The sequence below is a fragment of the Streptomonospora nanhaiensis genome (assembly GCF_013410565.1).
Lineage (GTDB): Bacteria > Actinomycetota > Actinomycetes > Streptosporangiales > Streptosporangiaceae > Streptomonospora > Streptomonospora nanhaiensis.
Genome location: NZ_JACCFO010000001.1, coordinates 3,947,715 through 3,973,425, shown reverse-complemented (window position 1 = coordinate 3,973,425; position 25,711 = coordinate 3,947,715). Strand labels below are relative to the sequence as shown.

At 74.2% G+C, this 25,711-nt stretch carries 28 protein-coding genes, 1 tRNA gene and 1 pseudogene; 17 read left to right on the top strand and 13 right to left on the bottom strand.

Annotated features, from left to right (window positions below; genetic code table 11):
* Positions 1-165 precede the first annotated feature (165 nt).
* Positions 166-1,371 (top strand): ATP-binding protein, encoded by a 1,206-nt coding sequence (locus tag HNR12_RS17465; RefSeq protein ID WP_179768605.1) that lies wholly within the window; start codon positions 166-168, stop codon positions 1,369-1,371.
* A 302-nt stretch (positions 1,372-1,673) separates the two neighbouring features.
* Positions 1,674-2,405 (top strand): peptidoglycan recognition protein family protein, encoded by a 732-nt coding sequence (locus tag HNR12_RS17460; RefSeq protein WP_179768603.1) that lies wholly within the window; start codon positions 1,674-1,676, stop codon positions 2,403-2,405.
* 136 nt (positions 2,406-2,541) lie between these two features.
* Here the strand turns inward: HNR12_RS17460 and HNR12_RS28585 are convergent, their stop codons facing one another.
* Together HNR12_RS28585 and HNR12_RS17440 are read right to left on the bottom strand one after the other, a co-directional pair.
* A complete protein-coding gene (locus tag HNR12_RS28585; RefSeq protein WP_246425114.1) occupies positions 2,542-4,665 on the bottom strand; it encodes a TRAP transporter large permease subunit in 2,124 nt (707 codons plus the stop codon).
* A 72-nt stretch (positions 4,666-4,737) separates the two neighbouring features.
* The gene (locus HNR12_RS17440) at positions 4,738-6,099 is read right to left on the bottom strand and encodes an RraA family protein (protein ID WP_179768597.1); all 1,362 of its coding nucleotides are present in this window, start codon (positions 6,097-6,099) and stop codon (positions 4,738-4,740) included.
* 149 nt (positions 6,100-6,248) lie between these two features.
* Between HNR12_RS17440 and HNR12_RS17435 the strand changes: the two genes are divergently transcribed.
* Positions 6,249-7,007 (top strand): IclR family transcriptional regulator, encoded by a 759-nt coding sequence (locus HNR12_RS17435; protein WP_179768595.1) that lies wholly within the window; start codon positions 6,249-6,251, stop codon positions 7,005-7,007.
* 66 nt (positions 7,008-7,073) lie between these two features.
* Here the strand turns inward: HNR12_RS17435 and HNR12_RS17430 are convergent.
* The 3 genes from HNR12_RS17430 to HNR12_RS17420 all read right to left on the bottom strand — a co-directional run bounded on the left by HNR12_RS17430 (position 7,074) and on the right by HNR12_RS17420 (position 8,323).
* Positions 7,074-7,162, bottom strand: a tRNA-Ser gene (locus HNR12_RS17430).
* 63 nt (positions 7,163-7,225) lie between these two features.
* Positions 7,226-7,744: a SigE family RNA polymerase sigma factor gene (locus HNR12_RS17425; RefSeq protein WP_179768593.1), complete on the bottom strand. Its 519-nt coding sequence runs from the start codon at positions 7,742-7,744 to the stop codon at positions 7,226-7,228.
* Positions 7,745-8,068: 324 nt separating this feature from the next.
* A complete protein-coding gene (locus HNR12_RS17420) occupies positions 8,069-8,323 on the bottom strand; it encodes a hypothetical protein (protein ID WP_179765515.1) in 255 nt (84 codons plus the stop codon).
* A 316-nt stretch (positions 8,324-8,639) separates the two neighbouring features.
* On the opposite strand from HNR12_RS17420, the gene HNR12_RS17415 reads away from it, so the two are divergent.
* Positions 8,640-9,653: a hypothetical protein gene (locus tag HNR12_RS17415; protein WP_179768591.1), complete on the top strand. Its 1,014-nt coding sequence runs from the start codon at positions 8,640-8,642 to the stop codon at positions 9,651-9,653.
* A gap of 84 nt (positions 9,654-9,737) precedes the next feature.
* Positions 9,738-10,649 carry a MauE/DoxX family redox-associated membrane protein gene (locus HNR12_RS17410; RefSeq protein WP_179768589.1) on the top strand — a complete coding sequence of 304 codons (912 nt, stop codon included), beginning with the start codon at positions 9,738-9,740 and terminating at the stop codon, positions 10,647-10,649.
* 282 nt (positions 10,650-10,931) lie between these two features.
* On the opposite strand, the gene HNR12_RS17405 is transcribed toward HNR12_RS17410, so the two are convergent.
* The 3 genes from HNR12_RS17405 to HNR12_RS17395 all read right to left on the bottom strand — a co-directional run bounded on the left by HNR12_RS17405 (position 10,932) and on the right by HNR12_RS17395 (position 14,035).
* Positions 10,932-12,119, bottom strand: a complete 1,188-nt coding sequence (locus tag HNR12_RS17405; RefSeq protein ID WP_179768587.1) for an L-talarate/galactarate dehydratase — start codon at positions 12,117-12,119, stop codon at positions 10,932-10,934.
* Positions 12,120-12,168: 49 nt separating this feature from the next.
* Positions 12,169-13,074, bottom strand: coding sequence for a 5-dehydro-4-deoxyglucarate dehydratase (kdgD, locus tag HNR12_RS17400; RefSeq protein ID WP_179770680.1), 906 nt, complete (start codon positions 13,072-13,074; stop codon positions 12,169-12,171).
* A gap of 136 nt (positions 13,075-13,210) precedes the next feature.
* Positions 13,211-14,035: a LysR substrate-binding domain-containing protein gene (locus HNR12_RS17395; RefSeq protein ID WP_179765514.1), complete on the bottom strand. Its 825-nt coding sequence runs from the start codon at positions 14,033-14,035 to the stop codon at positions 13,211-13,213.
* On the opposite strand from HNR12_RS17395, the gene HNR12_RS17390 reads away from it, so the two are divergent.
* The 8 genes from HNR12_RS17390 (at position 14,025) to HNR12_RS17355 (ending at position 19,504) form a co-directional block, all read left to right on the top strand.
* A complete protein-coding gene (locus tag HNR12_RS17390; RefSeq protein WP_218903486.1) occupies positions 14,025-14,459 on the top strand; it encodes a tripartite tricarboxylate transporter substrate-binding protein in 435 nt (144 codons plus the stop codon). The genes HNR12_RS17395 and HNR12_RS17390 overlap by 11 nt on opposite strands.
* Positions 14,456-15,082: a tripartite tricarboxylate transporter TctB family protein gene (locus HNR12_RS17385; protein ID WP_338119783.1), complete on the top strand. Its 627-nt coding sequence runs from the start codon at positions 14,456-14,458 to the stop codon at positions 15,080-15,082. The genes HNR12_RS17390 and HNR12_RS17385 overlap by 4 nt, the downstream gene beginning before the upstream one ends.
* A 36-nt stretch (positions 15,083-15,118) precedes the next feature.
* Entirely contained in the window at positions 15,119-16,642 is a 1,524-nt protein-coding gene (locus HNR12_RS17380) for a tripartite tricarboxylate transporter permease (RefSeq protein WP_179768584.1), read from the top strand.
* Positions 16,643-16,730: 88 nt separating this feature from the next.
* On the top strand, positions 16,731-17,291 hold the full coding sequence (locus HNR12_RS17375; RefSeq protein ID WP_179768582.1) for a hypothetical protein: 561 nt from the start codon (positions 16,731-16,733) through the stop codon (positions 17,289-17,291).
* The gene (locus HNR12_RS17370; protein ID WP_179768580.1) at positions 17,288-17,854 is read left to right on the top strand and encodes an OmpA family protein; all 567 of its coding nucleotides are present in this window, start codon (positions 17,288-17,290) and stop codon (positions 17,852-17,854) included. Before HNR12_RS17375 ends, HNR12_RS17370 begins: the two co-directional genes overlap by 4 nt.
* Positions 17,851-18,417: a Clp protease N-terminal domain-containing protein gene (locus HNR12_RS17365; protein WP_308118716.1), complete on the top strand. Its 567-nt coding sequence runs from the start codon at positions 17,851-17,853 to the stop codon at positions 18,415-18,417. Before HNR12_RS17370 ends, HNR12_RS17365 begins: the two co-directional genes overlap by 4 nt.
* Before the next feature lie 101 nt (positions 18,418-18,518).
* Positions 18,519-19,265 carry a ZIP family metal transporter gene (locus tag HNR12_RS17360; protein WP_246425112.1) on the top strand — a complete coding sequence of 249 codons (747 nt, stop codon included), beginning with the start codon at positions 18,519-18,521 and terminating at the stop codon, positions 19,263-19,265.
* 47 nt (positions 19,266-19,312) lie between these two features.
* Entirely contained in the window at positions 19,313-19,504 is a 192-nt protein-coding gene (locus HNR12_RS17355; RefSeq protein WP_179768577.1) for a DUF3072 domain-containing protein, read from the top strand.
* 31 nt (positions 19,505-19,535) lie between these two features.
* Here HNR12_RS17355 and HNR12_RS17350 read toward each other — a convergent pair whose 3' ends face one another.
* Both HNR12_RS17350 and HNR12_RS17345 read right to left on the bottom strand, forming a co-directional pair.
* Positions 19,536-20,690 (bottom strand): zinc-binding dehydrogenase, encoded by a 1,155-nt coding sequence (locus tag HNR12_RS17350; protein ID WP_246425111.1) that lies wholly within the window; start codon positions 20,688-20,690, stop codon positions 19,536-19,538.
* Positions 20,691-20,808: 118 nt separating this feature from the next.
* The gene (locus tag HNR12_RS17345) at positions 20,809-21,402 is read right to left on the bottom strand and encodes a GNAT family N-acetyltransferase (protein ID WP_179768575.1); all 594 of its coding nucleotides are present in this window, start codon (positions 21,400-21,402) and stop codon (positions 20,809-20,811) included.
* 223 nt (positions 21,403-21,625) lie between these two features.
* On the opposite strand from HNR12_RS17345, the gene HNR12_RS17340 reads away from it, so the two are divergent.
* From HNR12_RS17340 to HNR12_RS17330, 3 genes are all read left to right on the top strand, one after another.
* The gene (locus HNR12_RS17340) at positions 21,626-22,207 is read left to right on the top strand and encodes a hypothetical protein (protein WP_179768573.1); all 582 of its coding nucleotides are present in this window, start codon (positions 21,626-21,628) and stop codon (positions 22,205-22,207) included.
* Positions 22,204-22,392 carry a hypothetical protein gene (locus tag HNR12_RS17335; RefSeq protein ID WP_179768572.1) on the top strand — a complete coding sequence of 63 codons (189 nt, stop codon included), beginning with the start codon at positions 22,204-22,206 and terminating at the stop codon, positions 22,390-22,392. Before HNR12_RS17340 ends, HNR12_RS17335 begins: the two co-directional genes overlap by 4 nt.
* A gap of 82 nt (positions 22,393-22,474) precedes the next feature.
* Entirely contained in the window at positions 22,475-23,008 is a 534-nt protein-coding gene (locus HNR12_RS17330) for a hypothetical protein (protein ID WP_179768570.1), read from the top strand.
* 264 nt (positions 23,009-23,272) lie between these two features.
* Here the strand turns inward: HNR12_RS17330 and HNR12_RS17325 are convergent, their stop codons facing one another.
* The 3 genes and pseudogenes from HNR12_RS17325 to HNR12_RS28575 form a co-directional block, all read right to left on the bottom strand.
* Positions 23,273-23,908 carry a glyoxalase gene (locus HNR12_RS17325; protein ID WP_179768568.1) on the bottom strand — a complete coding sequence of 212 codons (636 nt, stop codon included), beginning with the start codon at positions 23,906-23,908 and terminating at the stop codon, positions 23,273-23,275.
* A gap of 80 nt (positions 23,909-23,988) precedes the next feature.
* The gene (locus HNR12_RS28580) at positions 23,989-24,558 is read right to left on the bottom strand and encodes a zinc-binding dehydrogenase (protein WP_338119782.1); all 570 of its coding nucleotides are present in this window, start codon (positions 24,556-24,558) and stop codon (positions 23,989-23,991) included.
* Positions 24,559-24,653: 95 nt separating this feature from the next.
* Positions 24,654-24,929, bottom strand: a pseudogene (locus tag HNR12_RS28575) (alcohol dehydrogenase catalytic domain-containing protein); the annotation flags it as partial.
* Between the two features lie 137 nt (positions 24,930-25,066).
* Between HNR12_RS28575 and HNR12_RS17315 the strand changes: the two are divergent.
* Positions 25,067-25,672, top strand: a complete 606-nt coding sequence (locus tag HNR12_RS17315; protein ID WP_179768566.1) for a TetR family transcriptional regulator — start codon at positions 25,067-25,069, stop codon at positions 25,670-25,672.
* Positions 25,673-25,711: the final 39 nt, after the last annotated feature.

The following is a 25,711-nucleotide window of genomic DNA, read 5'->3' as shown; positions in this document are numbered from 1 at the left end:
GTCCCAGGTCGGACCGCGCCTCGGCCCGCCGGGGTCGGGCGCGCCCCCCACTCCCCTTTCGACGACCGCCGCGCCCTGCGCCGGGTCGACTGGGGAGCCCGGTCCTCTGCGGCTTTCTACCGGTCTCTAGAAGCCGCTCTAGAGCCGCGTATAGAGTCCGATCCCATGGATCCCGTGCGCAACCCCTACGCACCCGGCGCCGGCCAGCGTCCCCCCGAACTCGCCGGGCGCGAACGCGAGGTCCGCCAGTTCGAGGTCGTCCTCGAACGCGTGGCGCGCGGGCGGCCCGAACGCAGCATGGTGCTCACCGGCCTGCGCGGGGTGGGCAAGACCGTCCTGCTCAACACGTTCCGGTCCATGGCCATCCAGCGGCTGTGGGGTACCGGCAAGATCGAGGCCCGACCCGACCAGTCCATCCGCCGCCCGGTCGCCGCCGCGCTGCACATGGCGCTGCGCGAACTCGCCCCGCGCCACCGGGCGCCCGACCGCATCGAGCACGTGCTGGGGGTCCTCAAGGCGTTCGCCCAGGCCGACTCCGACCCGCCCTCCGGCCGGTCGGGCAGGGGCGCCCGCGGGGGCCCGCGCTGGCAGCCGGGCATCGAGGTCCCGGCGGTGCGCGGCCGGGCCGACTCCGGCGACCTTGAGATCGACCTGGTCGAACTCTTCGTCGACGCCGCGTCGATCGCCACCGACCTCGGTGTGGGGATCGCCCTGTTCATCGACGAGATGCAGGACATCCCGGCCGACGACATCTCGGCGCTGTGCACGGCCTGCCACGAGCTGTCGCAGAACGGCGGGCCGCTGATCGTGGTCGGCGCCGGCCTGCCGCACCTGCCGGCGGTGCTGTCGGCCAGCAAGAGCTACTCCGAGCGGCTGTTCCGCTACGCCCGCATCGACCGCCTCAGCCGCAGCGCGGCCGACCACGCGCTGACCGCGCCGGCCGAGCTTGAGGGCGTGGAGTTCGGCCCCGAGGCGCTGGCCGCCCTCTACGAGATCTCCGACGGCTACCCGTTCTTCGTGCAGGCCTACGGCAAGGTCACCTGGGACCACGCCCTGCACAGCCCGATCACGGCCGAGGACGTCGCGATCGCCGCCCCCGAGGCCGAGGAGGAACTGGCGGTCGGCTTCTTCGGCAGCCGCTACGAACGCGCCACCCCCGCCGAACGCGACTACATGCGCGCCATGGCCGCCCTGGGCGACGACCCCGTGCAGACCACCGAGGTCGCGACCTCCCTGGGCCGCAAGCCCTCCAGCCTCTCGCCGGCCCGCGACAGCCTGATCAAGAAGGGCCTGATCTACAGCGCCGAACGCGGCACGATCGCGTTCACGGTCCCGCACTTCGGCCGCTTCCTGCGCCGCCGCCCGGACTGAGCGCCGACCTCTTCCGTTGTCTAGCGGAATCTAGGGAATTCCCAATACAGGCCTAGAAGGCCTGACACGCGCCCGGCGATGCCGTTCTCTACGCCTGTCTAGACGATCCGCTAGACACGCCTATACTCCGCCAGGGCCGCCCCGCCCCGGCAGCTGACCTCGGGATTCGCATTTCATCCGAAAAGCCACCTGGCCACCTGGTTGGACGCATTGTCACCACTCGTGACCTGCGGTGATGGACAAATACGCGATCTTTGCCCTGACCTGGTGTCCAGGGTTTTCCTATGTCAGGAGGACACCGCATGGTTGATATCGTCTCGCGCTCCGAGTGGGGAGCGCGTTCCCCCCGCGGAAGCGACACCACCACGTGGTCGTCGCGAACCGAGTACATCGTCCACTACTCCGAGGGGCCGACCGACCAGTCCGTGAAGTCCATCCAGGACTTCCACATGGACTCCAACGGGTGGTCCGACATCGGCTACAACTTCCTGGTCGACGTCGAGGGCACCGCGTATGAGGGCCGCGGCTGGCTGGTCATCGGCGCGCACGCCACCGGGCACAACACCTCCGGTATCGGGGTGTGCTTCATCGGCCGCGACGGCGACGCCACCTCCGCCGCGAAGGACACCATCCGCGCGCTCTACGACGAAGCCGTCCGCAAGAAGGGCGGGAGCCTGTCCGCCAAGGGGCACCGCGACGTCGGATCGACCTCGTGCCCGGGCGACGACTTGCACAGCTGGGTCCACAACGGGATGCCCGCCGGCGGCGGGTCAGGGTCTGGGAACGGAGAGGACGACATGGTCGGACTGCGCAAGGGCGACACCGGCGAGCGGGTCAAGTACCTGCAGGTGATCTTGATGAAGGCGGGCTTCGACCTGCCCGAGTACGGTGCCGACGGCCACTACGGCGACGAGACCGAGAAGGCGGTGCTCGCCGCGCGCAAGAGCCAGGGGTCCGAGCAGGACTTCGGCGACCGCATCACCGGCTGGGCCGCCGCCCAGATCATGACCGCCTACGTGAAGAACGTCGCCTAGCAGGCCGCGCTCCGCCAGTTCGGGGGGCGACCTGGCGCCCGCCCGCGGGAGACGGGCCCGTCCGGAGTCGGGGGGCTCGTGTCCCGCCCGGGTGCCGGCCGCGCCGTGGCCCCCGGACACCGGGCGGCCGGGCGGATCAGCAGCCGAGGCAGTCGGTCGAGAACACCTCGGCGCCGTTGACCTCACCGGTGAAGGACCCCTGGACCCCGTCGGTGAAGTCGCGGTCGCCGGTGTCGAAGGAGCCGTTGAACGCGACGTCGGCCCCCTGCTCGGTGGTGCCGGAGCAGTCGGCCGTGATCTCGCCCTCGGTCTCCTCGCCGACCTCGCAGTCCAGTTGGCCCTCGATGGGGAACCCGGCGGAGGCGAACGCGTCCTCGGCCGCCACCCGCAGCCCCTCGGCCGCGACCTCGCCGAAGACCTGCTCGCGCCCCTCGGGCGTACACCCGACCAGCGCCGCTCCGACAGCCAGGACCACCACGGACGCCGCCAACCCGTGCCGCATATGCTCGCTCCCTCGTCGTCGTCGAGAACAGCGTATGCGCGATCGCGGCCCCCGCCCATGGCCCCCCAGGCGGATTCCGCCTCCCCCGTTCGTCTGAGAAGAGGCGTACTCCCCGCGGCCGGCCCGGCCCACCGCCGTCAGTCGGCGGAGCCGTCGGATTTGGGCATGACGTAGCCGCTGACGAAGCCGACCAGGCCGAAGGCGACGGCGGCGGTGATGCTGGGGACGAGGAGGGCGTCGGATGCGGCCGTCACCCAGTCGGGGCGCAGGAGGAGCACACCGGCGGCCTGGGTGGCCACCAGGGCGGTGGCCAGGGCCAGGAACACCAGCAGGGTGGCGGTGAACGCGGCGCGGCAGGCGGTCTGGGCGCGGTCGCGGAGCGGAGCGGGCATGGCGGTGTCCTTTCGCGGCTGTCAGGTGAGGACGGGCAGGACGCCCCAGGCGACCAGGCAGCCGATGAGCATGATCGGGAGCATGTAGTAGACGATCAGCGGCAGGAACGTTCTCTCCGGGCGGGCGCCGGTGAGGCCGGCCGCGACGGAAGATCGAGCCCGACGCCGGCGGTGAGGCGCCCTCGGTGGAGGCGAAGACGAGGATCGCGGTGACGGCCAGGACGGGGTCCACACCCACCGACACCAGGGTGAGCAGGGACACCTGTCCCACGGCGGTGAGCGTGGCGGTCGAGGACAGCGGTCCGGCCACCACGGCGATCAGGACGCCCACAAGCACGGTCACCACGTACTGGTTGAGGTGGAAGCCGGCGAGCAGGGCGTCGATGTCCTCGGCGAGCCCCAGTCCGCTGAGGACCTCGCTGGCGGCCACCGCGAAGAACAGCAGCGCTCCGATGCTGGTGAAGCGGGGCATCGCGGCGGTGATCCAGGTGCCCCACGCACGGGCTCCCCGGGGGAGTTCGCGGCGGCCCACCAGCAGGGCCAGCGCCGTGACCAGCACCGGGATCCAGGTGAGGATGGAGATGTCCTCGACCGAGCCGCCCAACCGGTTGGCCGCGGACAGGAACTCCGCGGCGGGGCCGACGGTGATGGCGATGGGGACGAGCGCGCCCAGCACGATGAGCAAGGCGGACCGGCCCTCGCGCAGCACCTGGCGCAGGGGCCGCAGCTCCTCGTCGGCCACGCGGGGGATCCGGTCGCGGTGGACGAAGTAGAAGACGAGCAGCACCCGCCAGGCCACCTGGTAGAGCCCCGCGCACAGGAGGGCCAGGTAGACCTCGCCCGTGGTCACCATGGAGCCGGCGAACCCGATCATGATCACCATGGAGGCGCTGGGCGGCAGCGCCGCGCCCAGGCCGCCGTTGCCGGCCAGCACGGTCGCGCTGCGCTCGGGGGTCCAGCCGGTGCGCACCATCCAGGGGCCGGTGAAGGCTCCGGTCGCGGCGGTGTTGCCGGAGTTGGAGCCCGAGAGCGCGCCCATCACGGCCGAGCCCGCGGTGTCGACGAGCGCGGGACCGCCCCGCACCCGGCCCACCAGCGAGTTCAGGATCGCCAGGAGGCGGTGGATGAGACCCGTGCGGTCGACCACGTAGGCCATGAAGACGAACGCCAGGGCGGCGTAGAGCACCTCCTCGTCCAGCGCGCCGCGCAGCCCGGCGAGCAGCGCACCGGGGGCGTCGGCGCCGGCGAACGCCGCGGTGACGAGGAGGCCGAAGAGCATGGCCTCGCCCATGTTCCTCTTGAAGGCGACGTTCCAGACGATGATGACGGCGATGAAGGCGCCGAGTGCGACTAGCCCGGTCGGCATGGGGATTCCCCTGTTCAGCGGGTGGGCGGGGCGGACGGGGGGCGGGGGCGCGGAGGCCCGCGCGCGGAGGTGTCAGGGCCGGTCGGCGCGCTCGGCGAGGATGGCCTGGTAGCGGGCGGCCTCGTCGTCGAGCACGGCGCGCGCGCCGGCGAGGGAGCGTTCGGCCTCGGCGGCGGGCACGACGACCACGCCGTCGGAGTCGGCGACCACGATGTCGCCGCGGTGCACCACCACGCCGCCGACCGAGACGTCGGCGCCGACGCGGTAGGGGCCGGACTTGTAGGGGCCCGCCGGCGAGGTGCCCACGGCCCACACCGGGAATCCCGCCTCCCGCAGGGCGCCCACGTCGCGCACGGCGCCGTCGATCACCATGCCGCGCACGCCCCGGTTGACGGCGCGGTGCGCGATCAGTTCGCCGATGAGGGCGCGGGAGGCGTCGCCGCCGCCGTCGACCACGATCACGTCGCCGGGCCCGGCCGCGGTGAGGGCCTGGTGGATGCCCTTGTTGTCGCCGGGGCGGCACAGGACGGTCAGGGCGCGGCCGGCGACACGGGCCCCGGGCCACATGGCGCGCACGCGGGGGTGGACGACGCCGAGGCGTTCGCGGGCGTCGCCGATGGCGGCCGTGGGCACCTGGGCGTAGGCGTCGAGCAGCGCGGTCAGGTCGCGGGGGGCGGTGCGGGTGAAGGCGCGGTGCCGGTCGGCGGTCCCCGCGGTGACCAGGGGCGCGACACCGAGCGAGGCGAGGAGGTCGGCGGCGGCCTCGGACTCGTGGGCGCGGCGCAGCGCGTGCTTGCGCGTCCCCCGGTCGAGCCGGTCCAGCGCCTGCTCGCCTCCGGCGAGTTCGGCGGCGATCTGCGCCCGCACCCACTCCGTCTCGCCGGCCGCGGCGCCCGCGTCCACGGCCTCGGTGATCACCGCGCCGAGCCCCTTCATGAACACGGTCCGCAGGATCTTGCGGCGCGAGGCGTCGCCGGGGACGCCGCCGATCGCGTCCACGGGCGCGCCCAGCGCGCGGAACCGCTCCGCCACCTCGTCGGCGGCGGCGCCGGAGACCACGAGCGCGGTGCGGGGGCCGAACTTGGGCACCGAGCCGATGACGGCGACGTCGGCGTAGCGGGCGGCGGCCTCGCCCAGGGCCGCGGCGACCTCCTGCTTGAGCCGCGGCGACGCCGCGTTGAGGTCGGCGTAGAGGGCGGCGGGCCCCAGGTGGGGGGCGGCCTCGGCCGCCGCGTTGACCGCGTGGGCCGCGGTGACCAGGCTGATCACCAGGTCCGCGCCCCGCACGGCCTCGGCGGTGCTCGCGGCCCGGTCGACGCCCTCAGGCGTGGGCGCCTGCGCCGGGTCGAACCCGGCGACGGCGGCACCGGCCGCGGCGAATCCCGCCGCGTAGATCGTGCCGGCTTCGCCCAGTCCCAGTACTGCGATCCTCATCAGCCCACCCGATTATCACTCTATGATAGAAACATGCATTTAATGAGAGTGTTCATCACAGTGTGAATATCGGTCAAGAGGAGTGGGAAGAAATGAGGAAACTTCTCATACAGTGATAGATTTCGTGGCATGCCCACCCAGGAGGCCGCGTGACCACGACCGGCAACAGCCCGATGCGCTCCGTCCACCGCGCCCTCGACGTGCTCAAGGTCCTGGAACTCGCCCAGCGGCCGCTGCGGCTGACCGACCTCGCCCAGCGCGCCGGCCTGCACGTGGCCACCACCCAGCGCCTGGTCGGCGTCCTCACCGAGCACGGCTACGCCAGCCGCCACGCCAACGGCTACACCGCCGGCCCCGCGGCCCTGTCCACCGCCCACGCGTTCGCCACCACGAGCCCGCTGCGCCTGGTGGCCCGCCCCGTCCTGGAGGAGGTCGCCACCACCACCGGACTGACCGCCTCGCTGTACGTGCGGGTGCAGGACACCCGGGTGCTGATCGACCGTGTGGAGGGCGGGCGGCGCCCCCACTACTCGCTGCCCATCGGCGAGCGGCTGCCGCTGTACCCCGGTGCCGCGGGCAAGGTCCTCCTGGCCGACGAGGACCCGGACGCGGTCGCGGCCCGCCTGGCACCGGTCGCGCTGGCCGACGGCACCCTCCTCGACACCGAGGCCGTCCGCGCCGACCTGCGGCGCGTACGGGAGAACGGCTACGCGGTCTCGGTCGACGAACGCCAGATCGGCACCACCGCCGTGGCCGCCCTGATCACCGACACCGCCGGCCGCCCCCTGGGCTCGCTGGGCCTCAGCGGAGCCACGCCGTCCCTGCGGGACGTCGCCGACACCCCCCTGCCCGCCGACGCCCGCCGCGCCGCCCACACCATCGGCGCCCGCGTGCCCGCCGCCACCTGACTCCCGGGGGCGGCGCCGGCCACGCGAAAGGGGCCCGCCGCGATGCGACGGACCCCTTCTGGCCTGCGGAGGATCGGGGATTTGAACCCCGGAAGGGATTGCTCCCTAACCGCATTAGCAGTGCGGCGCCATAGACCGGACTAGGCGAATCCTCCTGGCTGCGTTAAGGGTACCGATGCCGAGGTGTCCCGCGCAAAACGAATCCCGGCGCGCGGGCCTCAGGTCGTCGCCCGGTCGATGGCGAGGTCGGCGTCCTCGCGGAGTTTGGCGGCCGCGCGGGAGATCGTGCTCTTGACCGTGCCGATGGTGACGCCCAGGCGGCGGGCGATCTGGGCCTCGGTCAGGTCCTCGTAGTAGCGCAGTACCACCACCGTGCGCTGGCGCTCGGGGAGCCGGACGATCGCGCGGTGCACGGTGTCGGCGAGGTCGGTCTTCCACGAGGGGTCGTCGACCCGCTGGTCGGGGATCTGGTCGGTGGGGTAGACGGCGACGCGCTGGCGGCGCCACTCCGAGATCTGGGTGTTGACCATGGCGCGGCGCACGTAGCCGTCGCGGGCGCTGGGGCTGGTGATCCGGTCCCACGCGAAGAAGGTCTTGACCAGGGCGGCCTGCAGCAGGTCCTCGGCGTCGGAGGAGTTGTTGGCCAGCGAGCGCGCCATCCGCAGCAGCGCGGGCCCCCTGCTGCTGACATAGGCGGAGAACTCGTCGTACCTCGACCTGCGTACTGTTCCCGTCACGCGATCACCGACCCGGCTCGTGGGCGGCCCCGGTCGGGTGCGGCCCCGGAGGGCACCCCCGATCACATCGCCCTCGTGACTTTCACTCTGGCACGCAGGGGGTAATCGCGACTTCTGTACACGACCATCTCTGCACAAACCGGACGTTCAACGCCCTGGTGGACGGGCCTCCGCGCACCGGGCCGAGGCGGGGCCCGGGTGTTTCGCCGGGTCCGGACGCGCCGCCCGCCGGACCGTGCCCGCGCCCCGCGCACGCGGACGGCGGGCACCCCTGCGCCCCGGGGTGCCCGCCGCGTTCTCAGCGGTGGGCGGCGCCCTCCGGGGTCACAGCCCCAGCCCCGCCAGCGTGGAACTGATCGCGAGCTGCTCTGAGACGGCGGCCACGAGGCCGTCGGCGGCCGCGGCGATGGGCGCGAGCTCGGCCGCGCTCGCCGGCGCGGACAGCGCCAGCACCAGGGCCGGCACGGCGGCCGCGAGCGTGGCGGCGCGGGCGAGCGCGGCGCGCCGCCGGGACCCGGCGGCGGCGGTGGTGGTGACGGCGGTGCCGCCGGCGGAAGCCGTGGTGGCGGTGGTGTCCATAGGAGTTCCCTTCGCAGAGCGGAGCCGATTCGGTCCGGTTTGTCATCACCGACCGTAATGACGAGCGTGCGACCGGTACGGACATTGATCAATGCTGTTTACGGAAGGTTCTTCATCGGTAACACGCCGCAATGGTTTGTCGCGGCTTGGGCGTGAAGGGCGTCACTCCCGCGAAACACCGGCGTAACGCGGGCGGTCCGGTGCGGCGTGTGGTGCCGCCGGGCAGGTCAGGGAGGCGACAATGGAGGAGAGGCGGGGACCGCACTCGGCGGGCGCGGGCACCGGCCGAGCGGAACCGGCGGCACCGGGAGGGCGGATGCGGGAGCGGACGGCCGATCGGCGGCGGCTGGCCGCCGCCGTACTGGGCGGGCGCGCCGCCCCCGCGTACGCCGAACCTCCCGCCGCCCTCGTGCGCGGCACCGTCCTCGACGTCACCCCGCACCTGCTTGTCGTGGCCACCGCCCAGGGCGAGGACCGCCTGCTCTTCGAGGCCGCCACCACGTTCTGGTGCGGCCGCGAGGCCGGGGTCTCGGCGGTGCGGGTCGGCGACGACGTCGTCGTCCGCTGCCGCCCCGGCGGGTGGGTCGCCGAGCGCGTGTGGGTCCGGCTCGGCCGGGCCACCGGCGTCATCGCCGCCCGGTCCGGCGACACCCTGGAGATCGACGCCGGCCACGGCCGGCCCCGCCGCGAGGTGGTGGTGCCCTACCGCTACTCCGGGCGGATCGGCGTGCGGCACCCCGTGCTCGAACCCGGTTACCTCTTCGACGCGGTGGGCGTGTGGGAGGACGGCGCGTTCCACGCGACCCTGCCGGTCACCACCCAGCCGCCCTTCCCCGTGTGGGACGCCCCGCCGCGCCCACCCGCGCCCCGGCGGTCGGCGGCCGAGCGCGCGGCCGGGGGCGTCCGGCTGTCGGGCACGGTCGCCTGGTACGACCCCGTACCCGCTCCCGGCCCCGGCGCCGATGGTGGGCGGGACGGCACCGCCGCCGACCGATCCCGCCCCGATCCGCACAGCGACCTGCGCGGCGCCGCCTACCCGGCGCTGGACGCCGCGAGCGGCCACGACGGCTGCGACCGCCCCGAGAGCTGCCTCCACCTGCCGCTGATGTCGATCGGCACGACGTTCACCCTGCGCAACGACTGCACCGGTGCCGTCGCCGCGCTCCCGGTGGTGGAGTGCGGCGCGGCGGCGGCGCACTTCTGCGACGTCTGCGCGGTGTGCGACAACGGCGCCCAGGGCCGCCTGGCCCACCTCACCCTGATGAGCTTCCTGGCCCTGGGCGGACGCCCGGAGTCCGGATGCTTCAACGCGACCATGGTGGTGGGCTGACGGTGATGGGCGGTGCGGGGGGAACGAAGCGGGCGGTGCCGGGGGGATGACCGCGATGTCCGAGAGAGCGATGCGATGAGCGCGATGACCGAGGTGATCCGCGAGGTGCAGCTGCCGCTGCTGGCGGTGTTGCTGCTGCTGGGGGCGCTGGCGAAGTCCGCCGACCGGTCGCGGCGCGGGCAGGGCCCGGCGGTCCTGCTTCCGCCGCGCTGGCGCCGGCCGGCCACGCTGGCCAACGGCGCCGCCGAGGGCGTGCTGGCGGTCGCGGTGATGGTGCTGCCGGGCCTGCCGGGCGGCCTCGCGCGCGGGGCCGTCGCCGCCCTGTTCGCCGGGGCGGCGGTCGCGCTCGTGGTGCTGCGCCGCACGGCCCCGGACATGGGGTGCGGCTGCTTCGGCTCGCTGAGCACCACCCCGGTCGACTGGCGCAGCATCACGCGCGGGGCGCTGCTGGCGGTGGCGGCCGGGGTGACCGTGGAACTCCCGGCGACGGGCGCCGGGGTGGTGGCCGCGCCGACGCTCGGCCATGGCGCGGTGCTGGTGGTGGAGGTGGCGCTGCTGGCCGCGCTCTCGCCCGAACTGGTGGAACTGCGGAAGCGGGCGCTCAGCGGCACCCCGTGCGAGGTGCGGGAGGTGCCGGTCTCCACGGCGCTGGCCCGGCTGCGCGCGAGTGACGTGTGGCGGACGAACGCGGGCCTGGTGGTCGCCGACGATCCCGAGGACGTGTGGCGGCAGGGCTGCTGGAGCCTGGCCGCGTTCGCGGGCCGCCGCGACGGCCGGGACGTCGACGTCGTCTTCGCGATCCCGGTGGAGGGCCGCCGCCCGGCGGTCCGCGCGGCCGTGACCGACCGCGAGACCGGCGAGGTACTGGCGAGGTTCGGCGCGGTAGGGGATGGGGAACGGGAAGAGCGTGCCGAATCCCCGGCCGAGCGCCCGGACACGGGAACCGGCGGACGCACCGCCCGAGCGGTGGCCACGGCCCCGGCGGGGCAGGACTGACCGGCGGAGGGAGCGGTGGGCGGCGCCCGCAAGCCTGCCCTGCGGGGCGTCCAGTCGAATCACAGAAGTGGCTGAAAACGGAGCAAGGGCCGGATAGCGTTCCAGGTCATTTAGGGTGTTCTCCCACGCGCGGGGATGGACCTCCTAGGTCCGGGAAATCTCCCGGACCTCGCGAGTGCTCCCCGCGCAGCGGGGATCCTCCGCCATCACATGCAACATGCAGTGCCCGGCACCCTCGCCCTTCGGGCGGCGCCGGGCACTGCCTTCCTGCCTTCTTCTCCGCTACACCTTCAGGTCGGTCAGCCCGTCGGCGTCCACTCTCACGCTTTGCGCCGTCCACTCCCTGGCCTGCTCGCTGATCGTGCAGCCGAGCCCCGGCCGGTCCGGGATGTGCATGCGGCCGTCGGCGATCGTCAGGCGCTCGTTGAACAGCGGCTGGAGCCAGTCGAAGTGCTCCACCCACGGGTCGATCTCGTAGGCCGCCGCCAGGTGGACGTGAATCTCCATCGCGAAGTGCGGGGCCATCCGCACCCCCGCCCGCCTGCCGCTTTCCATGATGCTGAGGAACGGCGTCACCCCGCCGACGCGCGGGGCGTCGGGCTGCATGAAGTCCACCGCCCCGATCCGGATCAGGTCCTCGTGCTCCCGGGCGCTCGTCAGCATCTCGCCCGTGGCGATCGGCGTCGCCAGCTCACGCGCCAGGGCCGCGTGCCCCTCCGCGTCGTAGGCGTCGAGCGGCTCCTCGATCCACACCAGGTCGAACTCCTCCAGCGTGCGCCCCATCCGCACGGCCGTGCTGCGGTTCCACTGCTGGTTGGCGTCCACCATCAGCGGGAAGTCGCCCAGCTCCTCCCGCACGGCGGCGACGCGCCGCAGGTCCTCGCGGTTGTCGGGGTGGCCGACCTTGATCTTGATCCCGCCGATACCCGCCGCCCGCGCCGCGCGGGTGTTCTCCACGACCTGCTCCAGCGGCGTCGACAGGAAGCCGCCCGAGGTGTTGTAGCACTGGACCGCGTCGCGGTGGGCGCCCAGCAGTTTGGCCAGCGGCAGCCCGGCCCGCTTGGCCTTGAGGTCCCACAGGGCGATGTCGATCGCCGCGATCGCCTGCGTGGCCAGGCCGCTGCGCCCCACCGACGCGCCCGCCCACACCAGCTTGGTCCACAGCCGCTGGATGTCGCTGGGGTCCTCGCCGATCAGCTCGGGCGCGACCTCCCGGGCGTGGGCGTACTGGCCCGGCCCGCCGGCCCGCTTGGAGTAGGTGTAGCCGACCCCCTCCCACCCCTCCTCGGTGCGGATCTCGGCGAACAGCATCGACACCGAGGTGAGGGGCTTCTGCCGGCCCGTGAGCACCTTGGCGTCGCTGATCGGCGTGGCCAGCGGCAGGTCCACGCGGGACAGGGCCACCGAGGTGATCCGGTCGGCGGTTGCGGCCCGGTCGCGGCCGGCGAGGGACTGGGGCTGTGTGGTCATCGGTTCTCCGGATCCTCGTGGTGGTGGAGGAGGTGCGGGCGCGCGGCGGTCACGCCACCTTCTGGACCAGGGCGGCCAGTTCGCCGCGCTCGGACTCGGTGAGGCCGGTCAGCGGCGGGCGGACCGGGCCGCCGTACCGGCCGACCGCGTCCAGGCCGGCCTTGACGATCGACACCGCGTACCCGCGCGCGCGGTCGCGGATGTCCAGGTAGGGGATCACGAACTCGTTGAGCTTGCGGTACACCGCCTCCCGGTCCTGGGCGCGGACCGCCTCGAAGAACCCCAGCGCGAACTCGGGCGCGAAGTTGTACATGGCCGAGGAGTAGGTGCTGACTCCCAGTTGCAGCAGCGGCAGCGCGAAGGTCTCGGCCGTGGGCAGCCCGCCGATGTAGATGAGCCGGTCCCCCACGCGGGCGTAGGTGCGGGTCATCGCCTCGATGTTGCCGACGCCGTCCTTGAGCCCGATGAGGTTGGGGTTGCGGTCGGCGAGCACCGCGACGGTCTCGTCGGTGTAGATCGCGTTGGCGCGGCTGTAGGCGATGACGCCGAGGTCGGTGGCCGCGCAGACCGCGCTCACGTGCTCGATCAGGCCCGCCTGCCCGGCCTCGGTGAGGTAGGGCGGCAGCAGCAGGACGCCGTCGGCCCCGGCCTCCTGGGCGGCGCGGGCCTGGGCGACCGCCGCGGCGGTGCCGCCGGTGGCGGGGGCCACCACGGGCACGGTGCCGCCGACCTCGTCCACGGCGGTGCGCACCACTGTGTCGATCTCGGCGGGGGTGAGGGAGAAGCCCTCGCCGGTCCCGCCGGCGGCGAACAGGCCGGAGACGCCGTGTCCGGCCTGCCAGGCGAGGTGCTCGCGGTAGCGCGCCTCGTCGAAGGCCAGGTCGCGGTCGAAGTGGGTGACGGGGAAGGACAGGAGGCCGGACTTCAGCCGGTCGGCGAGGTCACCGGGGTGCATCGTGTTCACGCGCGTCCTTAGATCGGCAGGTCAAGCCCGCCCAGGCGGGGGGTGGTGTGTTGTGCGTAACCGTACGGACCGGTTTTCGATGCTGTCCAAGACAATCTGAACATCGTCCGATACCGCCACGGCATCGTCACGCGCCGCCCGCGGCGCCGCCGCGTGCCGCGCCCCACACCTCCAGCGCCCGGTGGATGACCGGGTTGCGCGACTCCCGCAGCCAGATGACGTGCAGCTCCACCGGGTCCTCGGGCAGTCCGGCGAGCTGCTTGTAGACCACGCCCGCCACGCCGAGCCCGGTCGCCGACGCGGGCACGAACGCCACCCCGCGGCCGGCCGCCACCAGCCAGACCATCGTCAGCACCTGGCTCACCGTGTGCACGACGTTCTGGTGGGCGATCGGCATCAGCCCCACCACCAGGTCGTAGAAGTAGCGCGCCTTGGTCGGCGAGTGCATGATCAGCGGGACGTCGACCAGGTGCTCGACGCTCAGCGCGCCGTCGCGGCGCGCCAGCGGGTGGGCCGCGGGCACCGCGAGCAGCAGGCCCTCGCGGTGCAGCACCCGGGAGCCGAACACGTCGGTGTCGAAGGGCGGGCGGGCCAGGCCGACGTCGAGTTCGCCGCCGAGCAGGGCGTCGACCTGCTCGCGGGTGACCATCTCGAACAGGTCGACGTCGATCTCGGGCAGCTCGCGCTCCAGCGTGTTGAGCAGCCGGCCGAGCACGCCGTAGGACGACGCGGCGGTGAACCCGATGCGCAGGGTGCCCCGCGACCCCGCGGAGATGCGCCGGGCGAGGTCGGGCGCGCTTTCGGCGAGCGCGAGCAGGCGCCGCGCCTCGGTCAGGAACGCCTCGCCCGCGGCGGTGAGCACCACGCGGCGGCTGTCGCGTTCGAGGAGCCGCACGCCGACCTCGCGCTCCAGCTTCTGGACCGGGGTCGACGGCACCGCGGTGCCCTTCACCGGCGGCTCCCCCACCCTCACCGCCGTCCTGGGCGAGGAGGTCGACGTCGCGGCCGTCCAGCTCGGCGAGGCCATCGCCCAGATCGAGGCCGGCGAGCTGGTGCCGCTGGTGACCTTCTCCGAGGACACCAACCAGTACCTGCCCGACGTCCCCACCGCGGTGGAGGAGGGCTACGAGGTGCGCGTCTCCCAGTACCGCGCGGTCGTGGCGCCCGCCGGCACCCCCGAAGAGGTGGTCGAGGAGCTGCGGACGGCATTCACCGCGGTCTTCGAGACCGACTCCTACCGGTCGTTCAACGAGGACAACCTCCTCACCCCGCACGAGATCGAACCCGCCCAGGTCACCGAGGAGTGGACCGGCTACCTGGAGGAGTACCGGGGCATGGTCGAGGAGTACGGGATCGACCTGAGCGAGGAGCGGTGAGCGCGCGCCCGGTCGAGCGCCCCGGCGGGGGCGAGGACGCGGCCGCCGCGACCGCCCCCGCCGAGGACGCGTCCGTGCCCGGGCCGCGCCCGGCGGCGCCCGCGCCCGCCGGCGCCCTCGAGGGCGCCGGGCCCGCCCCCGGCGCCACCGACGGCCCGGCCGACCCCGACGAGCCCGCGGCGGCGCCGATGGGCCCGGTGGCCAACGCCGCCGTCGCGCTGGTGGTGATGGCCCTGGGCGGCGCCGGGATCGCCGGTTCGTGGTCGCTGGGGGTGGGCACGCCCGCCGAGCCCTCGGCCGGCACCTGGCCCCTGCTCATCAGCGCCGCCATCACCGTCCTGGGCGCGGCCCTCCTCCCGCAGCTACGCAGCACCCGCGACACCGAGGTGTTCTCCGCGGCGAGCTGGCGGGTGGTGGCCGCGCTCGCGACCATGGTCGCCTTCGTCGCGGTGGTCGGCGTGATCGGCTTCGAGATCCCCTCGGCGCTGCTGGCCTTGGTCTGGCTGCGCTTCCTCGGCGGGGAGTCCTGGCGGCTCTCGGCCATCGCCTCGGTGGCCATCGTGGCCGCCTTCTACGTGGTGTTCGTCGGCCTGCTCGCCGTGCCGATCCCCCACCTCTTCTAGGCCCGCACCCCGGCCGCCCCTCTCCTAGGAAGTGGCATGGATTCCCTGACCCCCATGATCGACGGGTTCGGCGTCGTCCTCGAACCGGTCAACCTGCTCTACTGCCTGATCGGCGTCGTGGTCGGCATGCTGGTCGGCGTCCTGCCCGGGCTCGGCCCCGCCGCGACCATCGCGATCCTGCTGCCGATCACCTTCGGCACCGAGCCGGTGACCGCGGTCATCATGCTGGCCGGCATCTTCTACGGCGCCCAGTACGGCGGCACCATCACCTCGGTGCTGCTGCGCCTGCCCGGCGAGGCGTCGTCGGTGGTGACCGTCTTCGACGGCCACGCCCTGGCCCGGCAGGGCCGCGCGGGCACGGCGCTGGGGGTCGCGGCGATCGGCTCGTTCGCGGGCGGCACCCTGTCCATCGTGGCGCTGTCGCTGCTCGCGCCCGTGGTGGCGGGCTTCGCCCTGGACTTCGGTCCGCCCGAGTACACCGCGCTGGCGCTGCTGGGCATCCTGCTGGTGGCCACGGTGGGCAACGGCGGCCGGCTCAAGGCGGTCATCGCCGCCTGCCTGGGGCTGCTGCTGGCGACGGTCGGCCGCGACACCTTCACCGGTGCCGAGCGCTTCACCTTCGACTCGCTGTCCCTGGCCGACGGCCTGGACTTCGTGCCGATCGCCATGGGCGTCTTCGGCATCGGCGAGATCCTGCACAACCTGGAGCAGCGGCACACGGCCGCGGCCGCGCCCGCCACGGTGGCCAACGCGTGGCCCTCGTGGGCCGACCTGCGCCAATCGGCCGGCGCCATGGGCCGCGGCTCGGTGCTCGGCTTCCTGCTGGGAATCCTGCCCGGCGGCGGCGCCACACTGTCGTCGCTGGCGGCCTACGCGGTGGAGAAGCGCCGCTCCCGCACGCCCGAGCGGTTCGGGCGCGGCGCGGTGGAGGGCGTGGCCGCGCCGGAGACCGCCAACAACGCGGCCTCCACGTCGTCGTTCATCCCGCTGCTGACCCTGGGCATCCCGGCCAACGCCACCATGGCGATGATCTTCGGCGCGCTGCTCATCCACGGCGTGCAGCCCGGCCCCGAACTGGTCTCCGCCGAGCCGGAGCTGTTCTGGGGCGTGGTCAACTCGATGTACATCGGCAACATCCTGCTGCTGATCATGAGCATCCCGCTGGTGGGGCTGTTCGTGAAGATCCTGCGGGTGCGGGCCGCGATCCTGGCGCCGATCACCGTGCTGATCACCCTGGTGGGCGTCTACACCGTGCGCAACAGCGTGTTCGACATCGCCCTGGTCATCGTCTTCGGCCTGCTCGGCTACCTGATGAAGAAGTTCGGGTTCGAGCCGGGGCCGCTGGTGCTGGCGTTCGTGCTGGGCTCGCTGCTGGAGAGTTCGCTGCGCCGCTCGCTGCTGCTGTTCGACGGCGACCCCACCGGGTTCCTCACCCGGCCGATCTCGGGGACGCTGCTGGTGGTGCTGGTGGCCGTCGTGGCGGTTCCGCCGCTGGTCTCCCTGCTGCGGCGGCGCCGCGCCCAGGCGCGGCCGGCGGAGGCGGAGGACACGCGGGTGTGACCCGGGGGCGGGGGAACGCAACCGCGCCCGGCCGCGTCCAACCCGGCGGGTTCCCCCATCCCTTCCCCCGAACCGAGGAGTGCCGCAGATGCGATCCCCCGTCAGGGCCGTGGTTCCGCTGATGGCCCTCGCCTTCCTGCTGTCCGGGTGCGGCCTGGGCGGCGGCGAGGGCCAGGAGGCCGCCGACGACACCGGCGGCGGCCAGGAGGACGGCGGCGGTGGCGGCGGCTCCGCCTCCACCGAGACCACCGAGGTCGTCGCCGAGGACACCTGGCCCTACACCGTGGCCGACGGCGAGGCCGAGGTGCAGATCCACGCGCTCCAGGTCCAGGGCGACCTCATGCACCTCACGGTCACCATCACCGCCGGCGACACCGGCGACGGCCAGGACGGCGCGAGCATGTACGACCTGTGGAGCAGCTTCGGCGCCTACCCCTACCTGGTCGACTCCGTGAACCTCAACCGGCACGAGGTCGTCCGCGCGGGCAACGCCCACCGGCTGGGCCCGGACGTGGTCGAGACCACGCTGACCTTCGGCGAGCCCCGCGAGGTGAGCTACACCTACGCCGCCCCGCCCGAGGACGTGGAGACCATGGACCTTTATGCGGGCAGCCTGCCGCCGGTGACCGGCATCCCGGTGCAGCGGTGACGGCGCCGCGCAGCGGGGCGGTGGCGCTGGCGGCGCTGCTGGTCCTCGGCCCGGCGCTGCCGGCCGCCGCCGACCCCGAGGTGGGCCCGGCCGACCTAGAGAGGTCGGTCGAGGCGATCGACCCCGACGGCTCGGTCGAGCCGATCGACCTGGAGAACTTTATCACGCCGCTGGAGTCGGAGGAGGTCCGGGGCGGAACCACCACGGTGACGGTCTCCGCCGACGTGCTGTTCGAGTTCGACGAGGCCGCGCTCACCGGCAACGCCCGGCAGCAGTTGGCCGACATCGCCGAGCGGCTGCGCGGGGCCACGGGCACCGTCGAGGTGGTCGGCCACTCCGACGGCCTGGGCGAGGACTCCTACAACCAGGACCTCTCCGAGCGCCGCGCCGAGGCGGTGCGCGACGCCCTGCTGGACGAGCTTGGCGCCGACGCGCCGGAGATCGAGGCCAGCGGACGCGGCTCCGAGGAGCCGGTGGCCGAGGAGACCGACGACCAGGGCAACGACGACCCCGCCGGCCGCGCGCAGAACCGCCGCGTGGAGATCGTGTTCGAGGGCGGATAGCCGGCCCGCGGGCCGCGCGCCGAGGGCGGCGGCCCGCCCGCGCCGACTCCGCTCCGCAGGTCACCACGGCCCACCTGCTCGGCGCCATGGTGGCCGAGGGCACCAACCTCGCCCTGCACGTCCTCAAGGTGCTGGAGATCGACCCCGCCCGGATCGACCGCGGACTCCGTGACACCGACCCCGCCGCCGAGTCCGCCGGTTCCGCCGCTGAGGACCGTTCGGTCCTCTACAGCCCCACGGCCGCCGCCGCGCTCGAACGCGCCGCCTCCGAGGCCGTCGGGCTGGGCCACAACTACGTCGGCTGCGAACACCTGCTGCTGGGCCTGATCGCCGAACCCGACGGCGCGGCCGGGCAGCTGCTGCGCGACCTCGGCGCCGAACTCCGCCTCACCCGCCGCACGGTCAGCGCCGCCCTGGCGGGCTACGTGCACCTGCGCGCCCAGACCCCCGCGCCGGCGGCGAGCCACCCCGAACGCGCGCTGGCGGCGGCGCTCCAGCAGCACCTCCAGCCGCTGGTGCGGCGCGTCGAGCAACTGGAGCGGCGCATGGGTCCGGGGCTTTAGGGGCGGCCGGGCCCGCCGGGCGCCCGTCGGCGCGCCGCCACCCGCGCGGCCGCCGGCGACTGCCCCGGCGCGCGGCGGGTACTGGGCCGCCCATGACCGCGATGCTCGAATCAGGCGCCTGGGGCCTGCTGGCGGGGTCCGCGCTGCTCGTGGGGGCCGTCCTGGGCTACGCCCTGCGCGTCCCCCGCCTGGTGGCCGCCTCGGTCATGGCCTTCGGCGCGGGCGTGCTGCTGTCGGCGGTGTCGTTCGAACTCCTCGCCGAGGCCCACAGCGAGGGCGGGCTGGTGCCCACGGTGGCGGGCACCCTCGTCGGCGCGGCCGCCTACACCCTGGGCGACCTCGCCCTGGCCCGGCGGGGAGCGCGGCACCGCAAGCGGTCCGGGCCGCACCGCCGCCCGCCCTCCGAACAGGAGCGGTCCGGCTCGGGGCTGGCGCTGGCATTGGGGGCGCTGCTCGACGGCGTGCCGGAGTCGGCGGTCATCGGGGTGGGGATCGCGCACGGCGGCGCGGTCAGCCTGGTGACCGTGGCGGCCGTCTTCATCAGCAACCTGCCCGAGGGCCTGTCCAGCTCGGCGGGCATGCGGCGCTCGGGGCGCGGCCCGGCCTACGTGTTCGGCGTGTGGGGCGGGATCGCCGCGGCGGGCACGGTGTCGGCCGTCCTGGGCTACGCGGTGGTGGGCGGCCTGCCCGTGCCCGTGGTGGCGGCGGTCACCGCGGTGGCCGCGGGCGCCATCCTCGCGATGATCGCCGACACCATGATCCCCGAGGCGTTCGAGGACACCCACCTGGCGATGGGCGTCATCACCGTCGCCGGGTTCCTTCTCTCCTTCGCGCTGTCCCACCCCTAGCCCGCGCGCGCGTGGGTGAACGGCGGCGCCGGGGTAGGGGGTGCCCCATGACCGAGCAAGATCCCCGGAAGGACCCCGACGACTGGGCGACCGGCGAGGAGCCCGCCACGGGGCCGCAGCTGAGCTACCTGGAGACCCTGGCCCGCGAGAGCGGGGAGGAGGTCCCCGAGAACCTCACCAAGGCCGAGGCGTCGCGGCTGATCGACGAACTGCGCAAGCGGTCCCCGCGCACCGACTGACCGCCGGCGCGGCGTCCGGGTCGGGCCGTCCTCACCCGGCCGCGGCCGGCGGGACGTCCAGCACGAGCTTGCCCACGAACCGCTTCTCGGCGAACGCCCGCTGCGCCGCGCCGATCTCGGCCAGGGGGTAGGTGTCGGCGATGACCGGGGCGAAGGCGCCGCGCCGGGCCTCCTCGACCAGGCGGTCGTAGTGGGCGGGGGTCCACATGGCCGAGCCGACGATCCGCCGGGTGTGCAGGTAGAGGCGGCGGATGTCGAGGGTGATCTCGGCTCCGGCGATCGCGCCGGCGGTCACCAGGCGGCCGCCCTCGCCCAGGGCGTCGACGAGGTCGGGGAATGCGGGCCCGCCGACCACGTCGGCCACCACGTCGACGGGGGCGTCCAGGTGCTCGCGGGGGACCGCGCCGCGCTCCAGGACCCGGTCGGCGCCGGCCGCCGCGACCTGGTCGCGCTTGTCGGCCGTCGTGACGGCGACCACCGTGCAGCCGCGCGCCCGCGCCAACTGCACCAGGGCCAGGCCCACGCCGCCCGACGCGCCGGTGACCAGCACACGTTCGCCCGGCGCCAGGCCGACGCGCTCCAGCATGCCCACGGCGGTGCCGTAGGCGATCGGGAGGGCGGCGAGTTCGCGGTCGGAGAGCGGGCTGGCGCCCACGTCGTGGGCGCGGCGCGCCTCGACCGCCGCGAACTGGGCGAACCCGCCGTCGCGTTCGCTGCCGAGCAGGCCCACGGCGTTGGCGTGGGGGCTGTCGGAGTCGTAGAGGGCGCCGTCGACCAGCACCCGCTCGCCGAGCCGGGCGGGGTCGACGCGCGCGCCCACGCCCACGATCCGCCCGGCGATGTCGCCGCCCTGGACGCGGGGGAAGTCCAGCGGCACCCCGCGCCAGCCGCCCACCGCCGAGGGGTCGCCCGCGGTTCCGTAACCGCCCTCGCGGCTCCACACGTCGGTGTTGTTCATGCCGGCGGCGGCGACGGCCACGAGCACCTGGTCGTCGGCGAGCCCGGGGGTGGGGACGTCGTGGCGGACCTCCAGCGCCTCGGGGCCGCCGTGGCGGGTGAGGACGACGGCGGTCATGCGCTCGGGCACCGGGTGAGCCGTGCGGCCCCACCGGTTGAGGTCGGCCACCGGTGTCACCGGGGCGGTGCCCGGCCCGGACTGCGCGGGTGCCCCCGTCGTGGGCCGCATGTGCCGTCTCCCTTCGCCTGAAGTAACCATACCGGTCAGTATACATATGCGGCCGGCGTCGGCCCGGCAGGGTGGAGGGGCGTGGCGCGCGGAGGCCGGCCGCCGGGCCGGGCCGCCGTCAGTCCGTGAGCGGCTTGGCGAGTTCGGCGAAGACGAGGTCGGGGCGCTTGGGCAGCCCGAACCGGGGGTCGCCGTAGGGGAACGGCTCGAAGCGGCCGGTGCGCCGGTAGCCGCGGCGCTCGTAGAAGGCGATGAGGTCCTCGCGCTGGTGCAGGACCGTCATACGCATGCGGCGGCACCCGAACTCCTGGCGGGCGACCCGCTCGGCCTCGGCCAGCACGCGCGCGCCGAGTCCGCCGCCCTGGGCGTCGGGCCGCACGCAGAACATGCCGAAGTAGGCGTCGCCGCCCGCGGCGCCGTCGGCGCCGGGTCCGCCGGCCAGCTCGCAGCAGGCGACGGGGTCGCCGCCGACCTCGGCGACGATCACCCGGGTGCCGGGGCGGGCCAGCAGCTCGGCGATGCCCTCGGCGTCGACGCGCTGGCCGCCCAGCAGGTCGGCCTCGGTGGTCCAGCCCTTCCGGGAGGAGTCGCCGCGGTAGGCGGAGTTCACCAGCTCGACCAGCAGCGGGATGTCGGCCTCGTCGGCGAGGCGGAACACCGGCGCGGCACCGCCGCCCGCCGTCGCGGCGCCGGGCTGACCGTTATCGGCCATGGCGTCCTCCTCTTGGCTCTCCCCCGAAACGGACAACGGACCACTCTACTCAGCGGCCCCACGGGCACCGCGGCGGTACACGACTTCCCAACCACCCGACTCCGGACATCCCACACACCTCCTTCATACCGCTCTGCCAGACTCCCCCCGGGGGGGTGCGATGAACGGTGGGGCCAAGGACGGCCGGGCGGAACTGGCGCGTCTCGAACGGACGGTCGTCTGGGTGACGCGCGGCACGACGGCCGTGGGGATCGCCGTGGGCGGGATGGGCGCGTGGATAATGGCCGCGGCGTTCCTGTCGGGGGGCGGCGCGGCCGACCCGGCGCCACGCGACCTGTGCGCGCTTATCGCCCCGCGGGAGATGGACACGGCCGTCCCGCTGGCCCGCGTGGAGCACCGCGCGGACCCCCGCCACGACGTGCTCAACCGCGCCGAGTGCACCGCCACCAGCGGGGACGGCCGCCAGGCGGACGGCCGCCGCGGCGACCTGGCGGTCGTGCTGGAGCGGCACGGCACCACCCGTTTCGGCAGCGGCTGGGCCGAGGCGCGGGAGGCGTTCGACTGGTCGCGGGCGTACGCGGCGGGCGACGGCTCCGCTCCGCGCGCGGTGCCGGACCTGGGGGAGGCCGCGTTCGCCGAGTCCGGACCGGCGGACTCCGGGGGCGCCGCGGGCGCGCGGGCCGAGGTCACGGTCCTGCTGGGCCGGGACGTCCTGTCGGTCTCCTACACGGCCGAACCGAGCACGCCCGACCTGGCCCGCGAGGCGGCCGAGGCCGTGGCGGCGACCGTCCTGGCGGACCTGTGAGCAGGGGCACGCGCGCGGCCGTGCTCGCCGTGGTGGCGGGGCTGGTCCTGGCCCTGGGCTCCGGGGCTGTGAGCGTGTGGTTCCACACCGCCCAGGAGGCCGACCGCCGTGCCGAGGTCGAGCGGAACCGCCCCGAGGCCCCGACCGCCTTCCCCGACCCGTTCGCGGGCCCGGGGCGGCGCTGAGGACCGGGCCCGCCGATTCGCCGGTGACACCGCGCCGCCGTAGGATCGCGGCCCCGATACGTCCGTGATCAAAGGGGATTCCATGGCCTTTCCGTTCGACCCGGAGCAACCGGTGCCCGACCCGCTCACACCGGAGGCCGCGGCCCGCGTCCTCGACGAGCGCCGCCAGTCGCTTCCGGCCTGGATCCAGGCGAGTCGCGACGCGGTCGTCTACCTGGGCGAACTCTCCCGCTGGGACCCGCCGGAGACCCTGCTGGAGAACCCGAGCCACGGGCTGACCCACATGAGCACGATCTGCGGGGTCGAGGACCTGACCGCGTTCCGGATGATCGGCTACGACCCCTTCGACCTGCTGCTGACCACCTACTGCGCGGAGTACATGTTCAGCGACGTCGGCGGCACGTGGGTCCTGGACGAGGACCCGGAGTCGCCGACCTTCGGCCGCTTCCTCATCGGCGCCTTCGACACCGCTCGGCCCGAGGCCACGGTCGACGTCTACGCCGCGGTCACCGCCTTCCTGGAGGAGCCCGAGGGCCGCGACCTGGAGAGGCTGCTGGAGTCCCTGCAGGAGGCGATGGGCGCCCCGGTCGGGGTCACCGACACGTCCTTCCCGTAAACGACCGCGGAGGCGGGCGCTCCGCGCGGCAGGCGCGGGAGCGCGCCCGCCGGGACCGGCCAAGCCACGCGGGGACACCGGGTTGCCCGAGCCGCCCGGCACCCCCGTCGCTCAAGGCGGCCGGTGCCGTGGAGGTGCGGCGCCGTGGCTGCCCGGGGTCCCGGTGTCCCGGAGGCCCGGCGTCGCGGCGGTGCGGTCGTGGCCGACCTGTCCCCGGAGGGGCGGTCACCGGAAGGCCGCCCAGCCCGGCACAACGGCGGCGTGTCAGGAAGCGGACGCGGCCACCGCGGCCTCCCACTCGAACCCGTCCGGGTCGGTGAAGTCCGTGAAGTCCCCACCACTGCCGCCGATGACGACCCGGTGCGACCCGCTGCCCTCGGGCGCCACCCCGAGGTCCTTGGCGAGGGCGCGGCGCCGGTACAGCGCCAGCTTGACGCGGCCCTCCTCGGCGGTGAACTGGACGTAGGTGCGGCCGAAGCTCTTGTCCACGGCCATACCCTGGCCGACGTAGAACCGCTTGCTCGCGACCACGTCCTCGACCCCCAGCAGGAGCACGAACTCCTCGATCCGCCGCGAAGCGGGGGCGGTGTTCCGCTTGGCCGAGGTCGCGACCTTCCAGACGGTCCCGTCGGGGGCCCGCAGGACCCCGCCGTAGCCCCAGAGCGACTTGGTGGCGGGCTTGAGCGCCGTGGCGCCGGCGTCGAGGGCGGCGCCGACGAGCAGGTCGACGTCGGCCGGCTGCGCGACGGTGAGCGCCAGGGTGAACCCGCGGAAGCCGGCGGTCGCGGCCTCGGAGGCCCGCACCCGGATCGGCGCGTACGGCCCGAGGAAGGCGGAGTAGAACCGCTCAGCGTTCGCGGTGTCGGCCACGGACAGGGTGATGTTCTCGATGTCTGCCATGCCCATGACGCTACGGGGGACGCCCCCAGGGGCGCTTCTCGATTCCTGACGGGTCCGGCGCCCACCGCTGTCGGGGCCGCTCAGTCCAGGTCGGACAGGTCGAGGACGAACCGGTAGCGGACGTCGCTGCGCCGGAGGCGGTCGAACGCCTCGTTCACCCGCGCTGAGGGGAGCACCTCGACGTCGGCGGTGATGCCGTGGGCGGCGCAGAAGTCGAGCATGGCGGCGGTGGCGGGCCTGCCGCCGCTGCCCGCGGACGTGAGCCGCCTGCGGCCGATGAGCAGGTCGGTGGTCTCCACGGTGACGGGGCCGAGGTGCCCCAGGTGGCAGAGCGTGCCGTCCAGCGCGACCAGCCGCAGGTAGGGACCGAGGTCGTGCGGGGTTGAGACGGTGTCGACGACCACGTCGAACCGGTCGCGGGCCTCGGCCATGCGCGCCGGGTCGGTGGAGACGATGAGCCCGTCGGCGCCGAGCCGGCGCGCGTCGCCGGCCTTGCCCGGCGAGCGGCTGACGACCGTGGCCTCGGCGCCGAGGCCACCGCGAACTTGACCGCGAGGTGGCCCAGCCCGCCCAGCCCTGCGACCGCCACGCGGCTTCCCGGCCCCACGCCGAGGGCGCGCAGGGGTTCCCAGACGGTGACACCGGCGCACAGCAGCGGGGCGGCGGCGGCAGGTTCCAGGCCGGCGGGGAGGGGGTGGGCGAAGCGCTCGCCGACCACGTACTCGCGGGCGTAGGCCCCGAGCGTGACCGTCCCGTCGCGGCGGTCGGCGCCGCCGTAGGTCAGGGTCGGGAAGTCGCGGCAGAAGTTCTCCTGGCCGGCCAGGCACATGGGGCACGCGCCGCAGGAGTCGACGATGTTGCCCACGGCTACCGCGTCGCCGACGCGGAAGCGGGTGACGGCGGAGCCGGTGCCGGTCACCACGCCGGTGAACTCGTGCCCGGGTACCAGCGGACCGTCCCCGTCGCCGCCCCAGGTGCTGAGGGCGTGCAGGTCGCTGTGGCAGACCCCGCAGTAGTCCACCCGGACGACGAGGTCGTCGGGGCGCGGGTCGCGCCGCTGAAGCGGCGCCCGCCGCAGGCGCGGCGGCGAACCGGCGGCGCGCCGACGCCCGCGGGACGCGAAGCAAACCGACTGTTCTGTTCGGTACCGTGGAACGCATGCCGGACCGTCCCCTGACCTCGCGCGGAGCCGCCACCTACGAGCGCATCATCGAGGTGGCGACACGGGAGTTCGCCGAGCACGGGATCGCGGGCGCCCGCGTCGAGCGGATCGTCGCGGCGGCGCGCACGAACAAGGCGCAGCTCTACGCCTACTTCGGGAGCAAGGACGGGCTGTTCGACGCCGTCTTCTTCGGCTCCCTGCGGCGCATCATGGACGTCGTCCCGATCGACGCCACCGACCTCGCCGACTGGGCCGTGCGCCTCTACGACGAGTACCTCCGCCGCCCCGACCTCATCCGCCTGGCCACCTGGGCCCGCCTGGAGCGCCGCCCGGCCGGCCACCTGGTCGACGACCCCGACCGCCTCGACGACCCCAAACTGCGCGCCATCGTCGAGGCCCAGGCCGCCGGCCGCGTCCGCCAGGGGGACCCGTTCGACCTGATGGCCATGGTGATCGCCATGTCGATGGCGTGGTCACCGGTCAGCAACGTCTACGCCGCCACGGAGGACGAACCCGCGGAAACCCACGACCGCCGCCGCGCCCTCCTCCGAGCCAGCGTCCACCGCGCGATGGCCCCCGACCGGGAGGGCGCCGCCCCGTAGGGGCGCCGACTCACGCGTCGGCCAGCACCGCATGAGGGC

What these genes read in the sequence shown, in the direction of transcription:
- HNR12_RS17325 (WP_179768568.1), bottom strand. Translation starts at nt 23,908, where the DNA reads ATGGCAGACATCGAGAACATCACCCTGTCCGTGGCCGACACCGCGAAC.
- HNR12_RS17345 (WP_179768575.1), bottom strand. Translation starts at nt 21,402, where the DNA reads ATGGCCGATAACGGTCAGCCCGGCGCCGCGACGGCGGGCGGCGGTGCC.
- HNR12_RS17420 (WP_179765515.1), bottom strand. Translation starts at nt 8,323, where the DNA reads ATGGACACCACCGCCACCACGGCTTCCGCCGGCGGCACCGCCGTCACC.
- HNR12_RS28585 (WP_246425114.1), bottom strand. Translation starts at nt 4,665, where the DNA reads ATGCCGACCGGGCTAGTCGCACTCGGCGCCTTCATCGCCGTCATCATC.
- HNR12_RS17350 (WP_246425111.1), bottom strand. Translation starts at nt 20,690, where the DNA reads ATGCGGCCCACGACGGGGGCACCCGCGCAGTCCGGGCCGGGCACCGCC.
- HNR12_RS17315 (WP_179768566.1), top strand. Translation starts at nt 25,067, where the DNA reads ATGCCGGACCGTCCCCTGACCTCGCGCGGAGCCGCCACCTACGAGCGC.
- kdgD (WP_179770680.1), bottom strand. Translation starts at nt 13,074, where the DNA reads ATGCACCCCGGTGACCTCGCCGACCGGCTGAAGTCCGGCCTCCTGTCC.
- HNR12_RS17355 (WP_179768577.1), top strand. Translation starts at nt 19,313, where the DNA reads ATGACCGAGCAAGATCCCCGGAAGGACCCCGACGACTGGGCGACCGGC.
- HNR12_RS17415 (WP_179768591.1), top strand. Translation starts at nt 8,640, where the DNA reads ATGCGGGAGCGGACGGCCGATCGGCGGCGGCTGGCCGCCGCCGTACTG.
- HNR12_RS17375 (WP_179768582.1), top strand. Translation starts at nt 16,731, where the DNA reads ATGCGATCCCCCGTCAGGGCCGTGGTTCCGCTGATGGCCCTCGCCTTC.
- HNR12_RS17440 (WP_179768597.1), bottom strand. Translation starts at nt 6,099, where the DNA reads ATGAGGATCGCAGTACTGGGACTGGGCGAAGCCGGCACGATCTACGCG.
- HNR12_RS17360 (WP_246425112.1), top strand. Translation starts at nt 18,519, where the DNA reads ATGCTCGAATCAGGCGCCTGGGGCCTGCTGGCGGGGTCCGCGCTGCTC.
- HNR12_RS17405 (WP_179768587.1), bottom strand. Translation starts at nt 12,119, where the DNA reads ATGACCACACAGCCCCAGTCCCTCGCCGGCCGCGACCGGGCCGCAACC.
- HNR12_RS17330 (WP_179768570.1), top strand. Translation starts at nt 22,475, where the DNA reads ATGGCCTTTCCGTTCGACCCGGAGCAACCGGTGCCCGACCCGCTCACA.
- HNR12_RS17460 (WP_179768603.1), top strand. Translation starts at nt 1,674, where the DNA reads ATGGTTGATATCGTCTCGCGCTCCGAGTGGGGAGCGCGTTCCCCCCGC.
- HNR12_RS17380 (WP_179768584.1), top strand. Translation starts at nt 15,119, where the DNA reads ATGGATTCCCTGACCCCCATGATCGACGGGTTCGGCGTCGTCCTCGAA.
- HNR12_RS17410 (WP_179768589.1), top strand. Translation starts at nt 9,738, where the DNA reads ATGACCGAGGTGATCCGCGAGGTGCAGCTGCCGCTGCTGGCGGTGTTG.
- HNR12_RS17465 (WP_179768605.1), top strand. Translation starts at nt 166, where the DNA reads ATGGATCCCGTGCGCAACCCCTACGCACCCGGCGCCGGCCAGCGTCCC.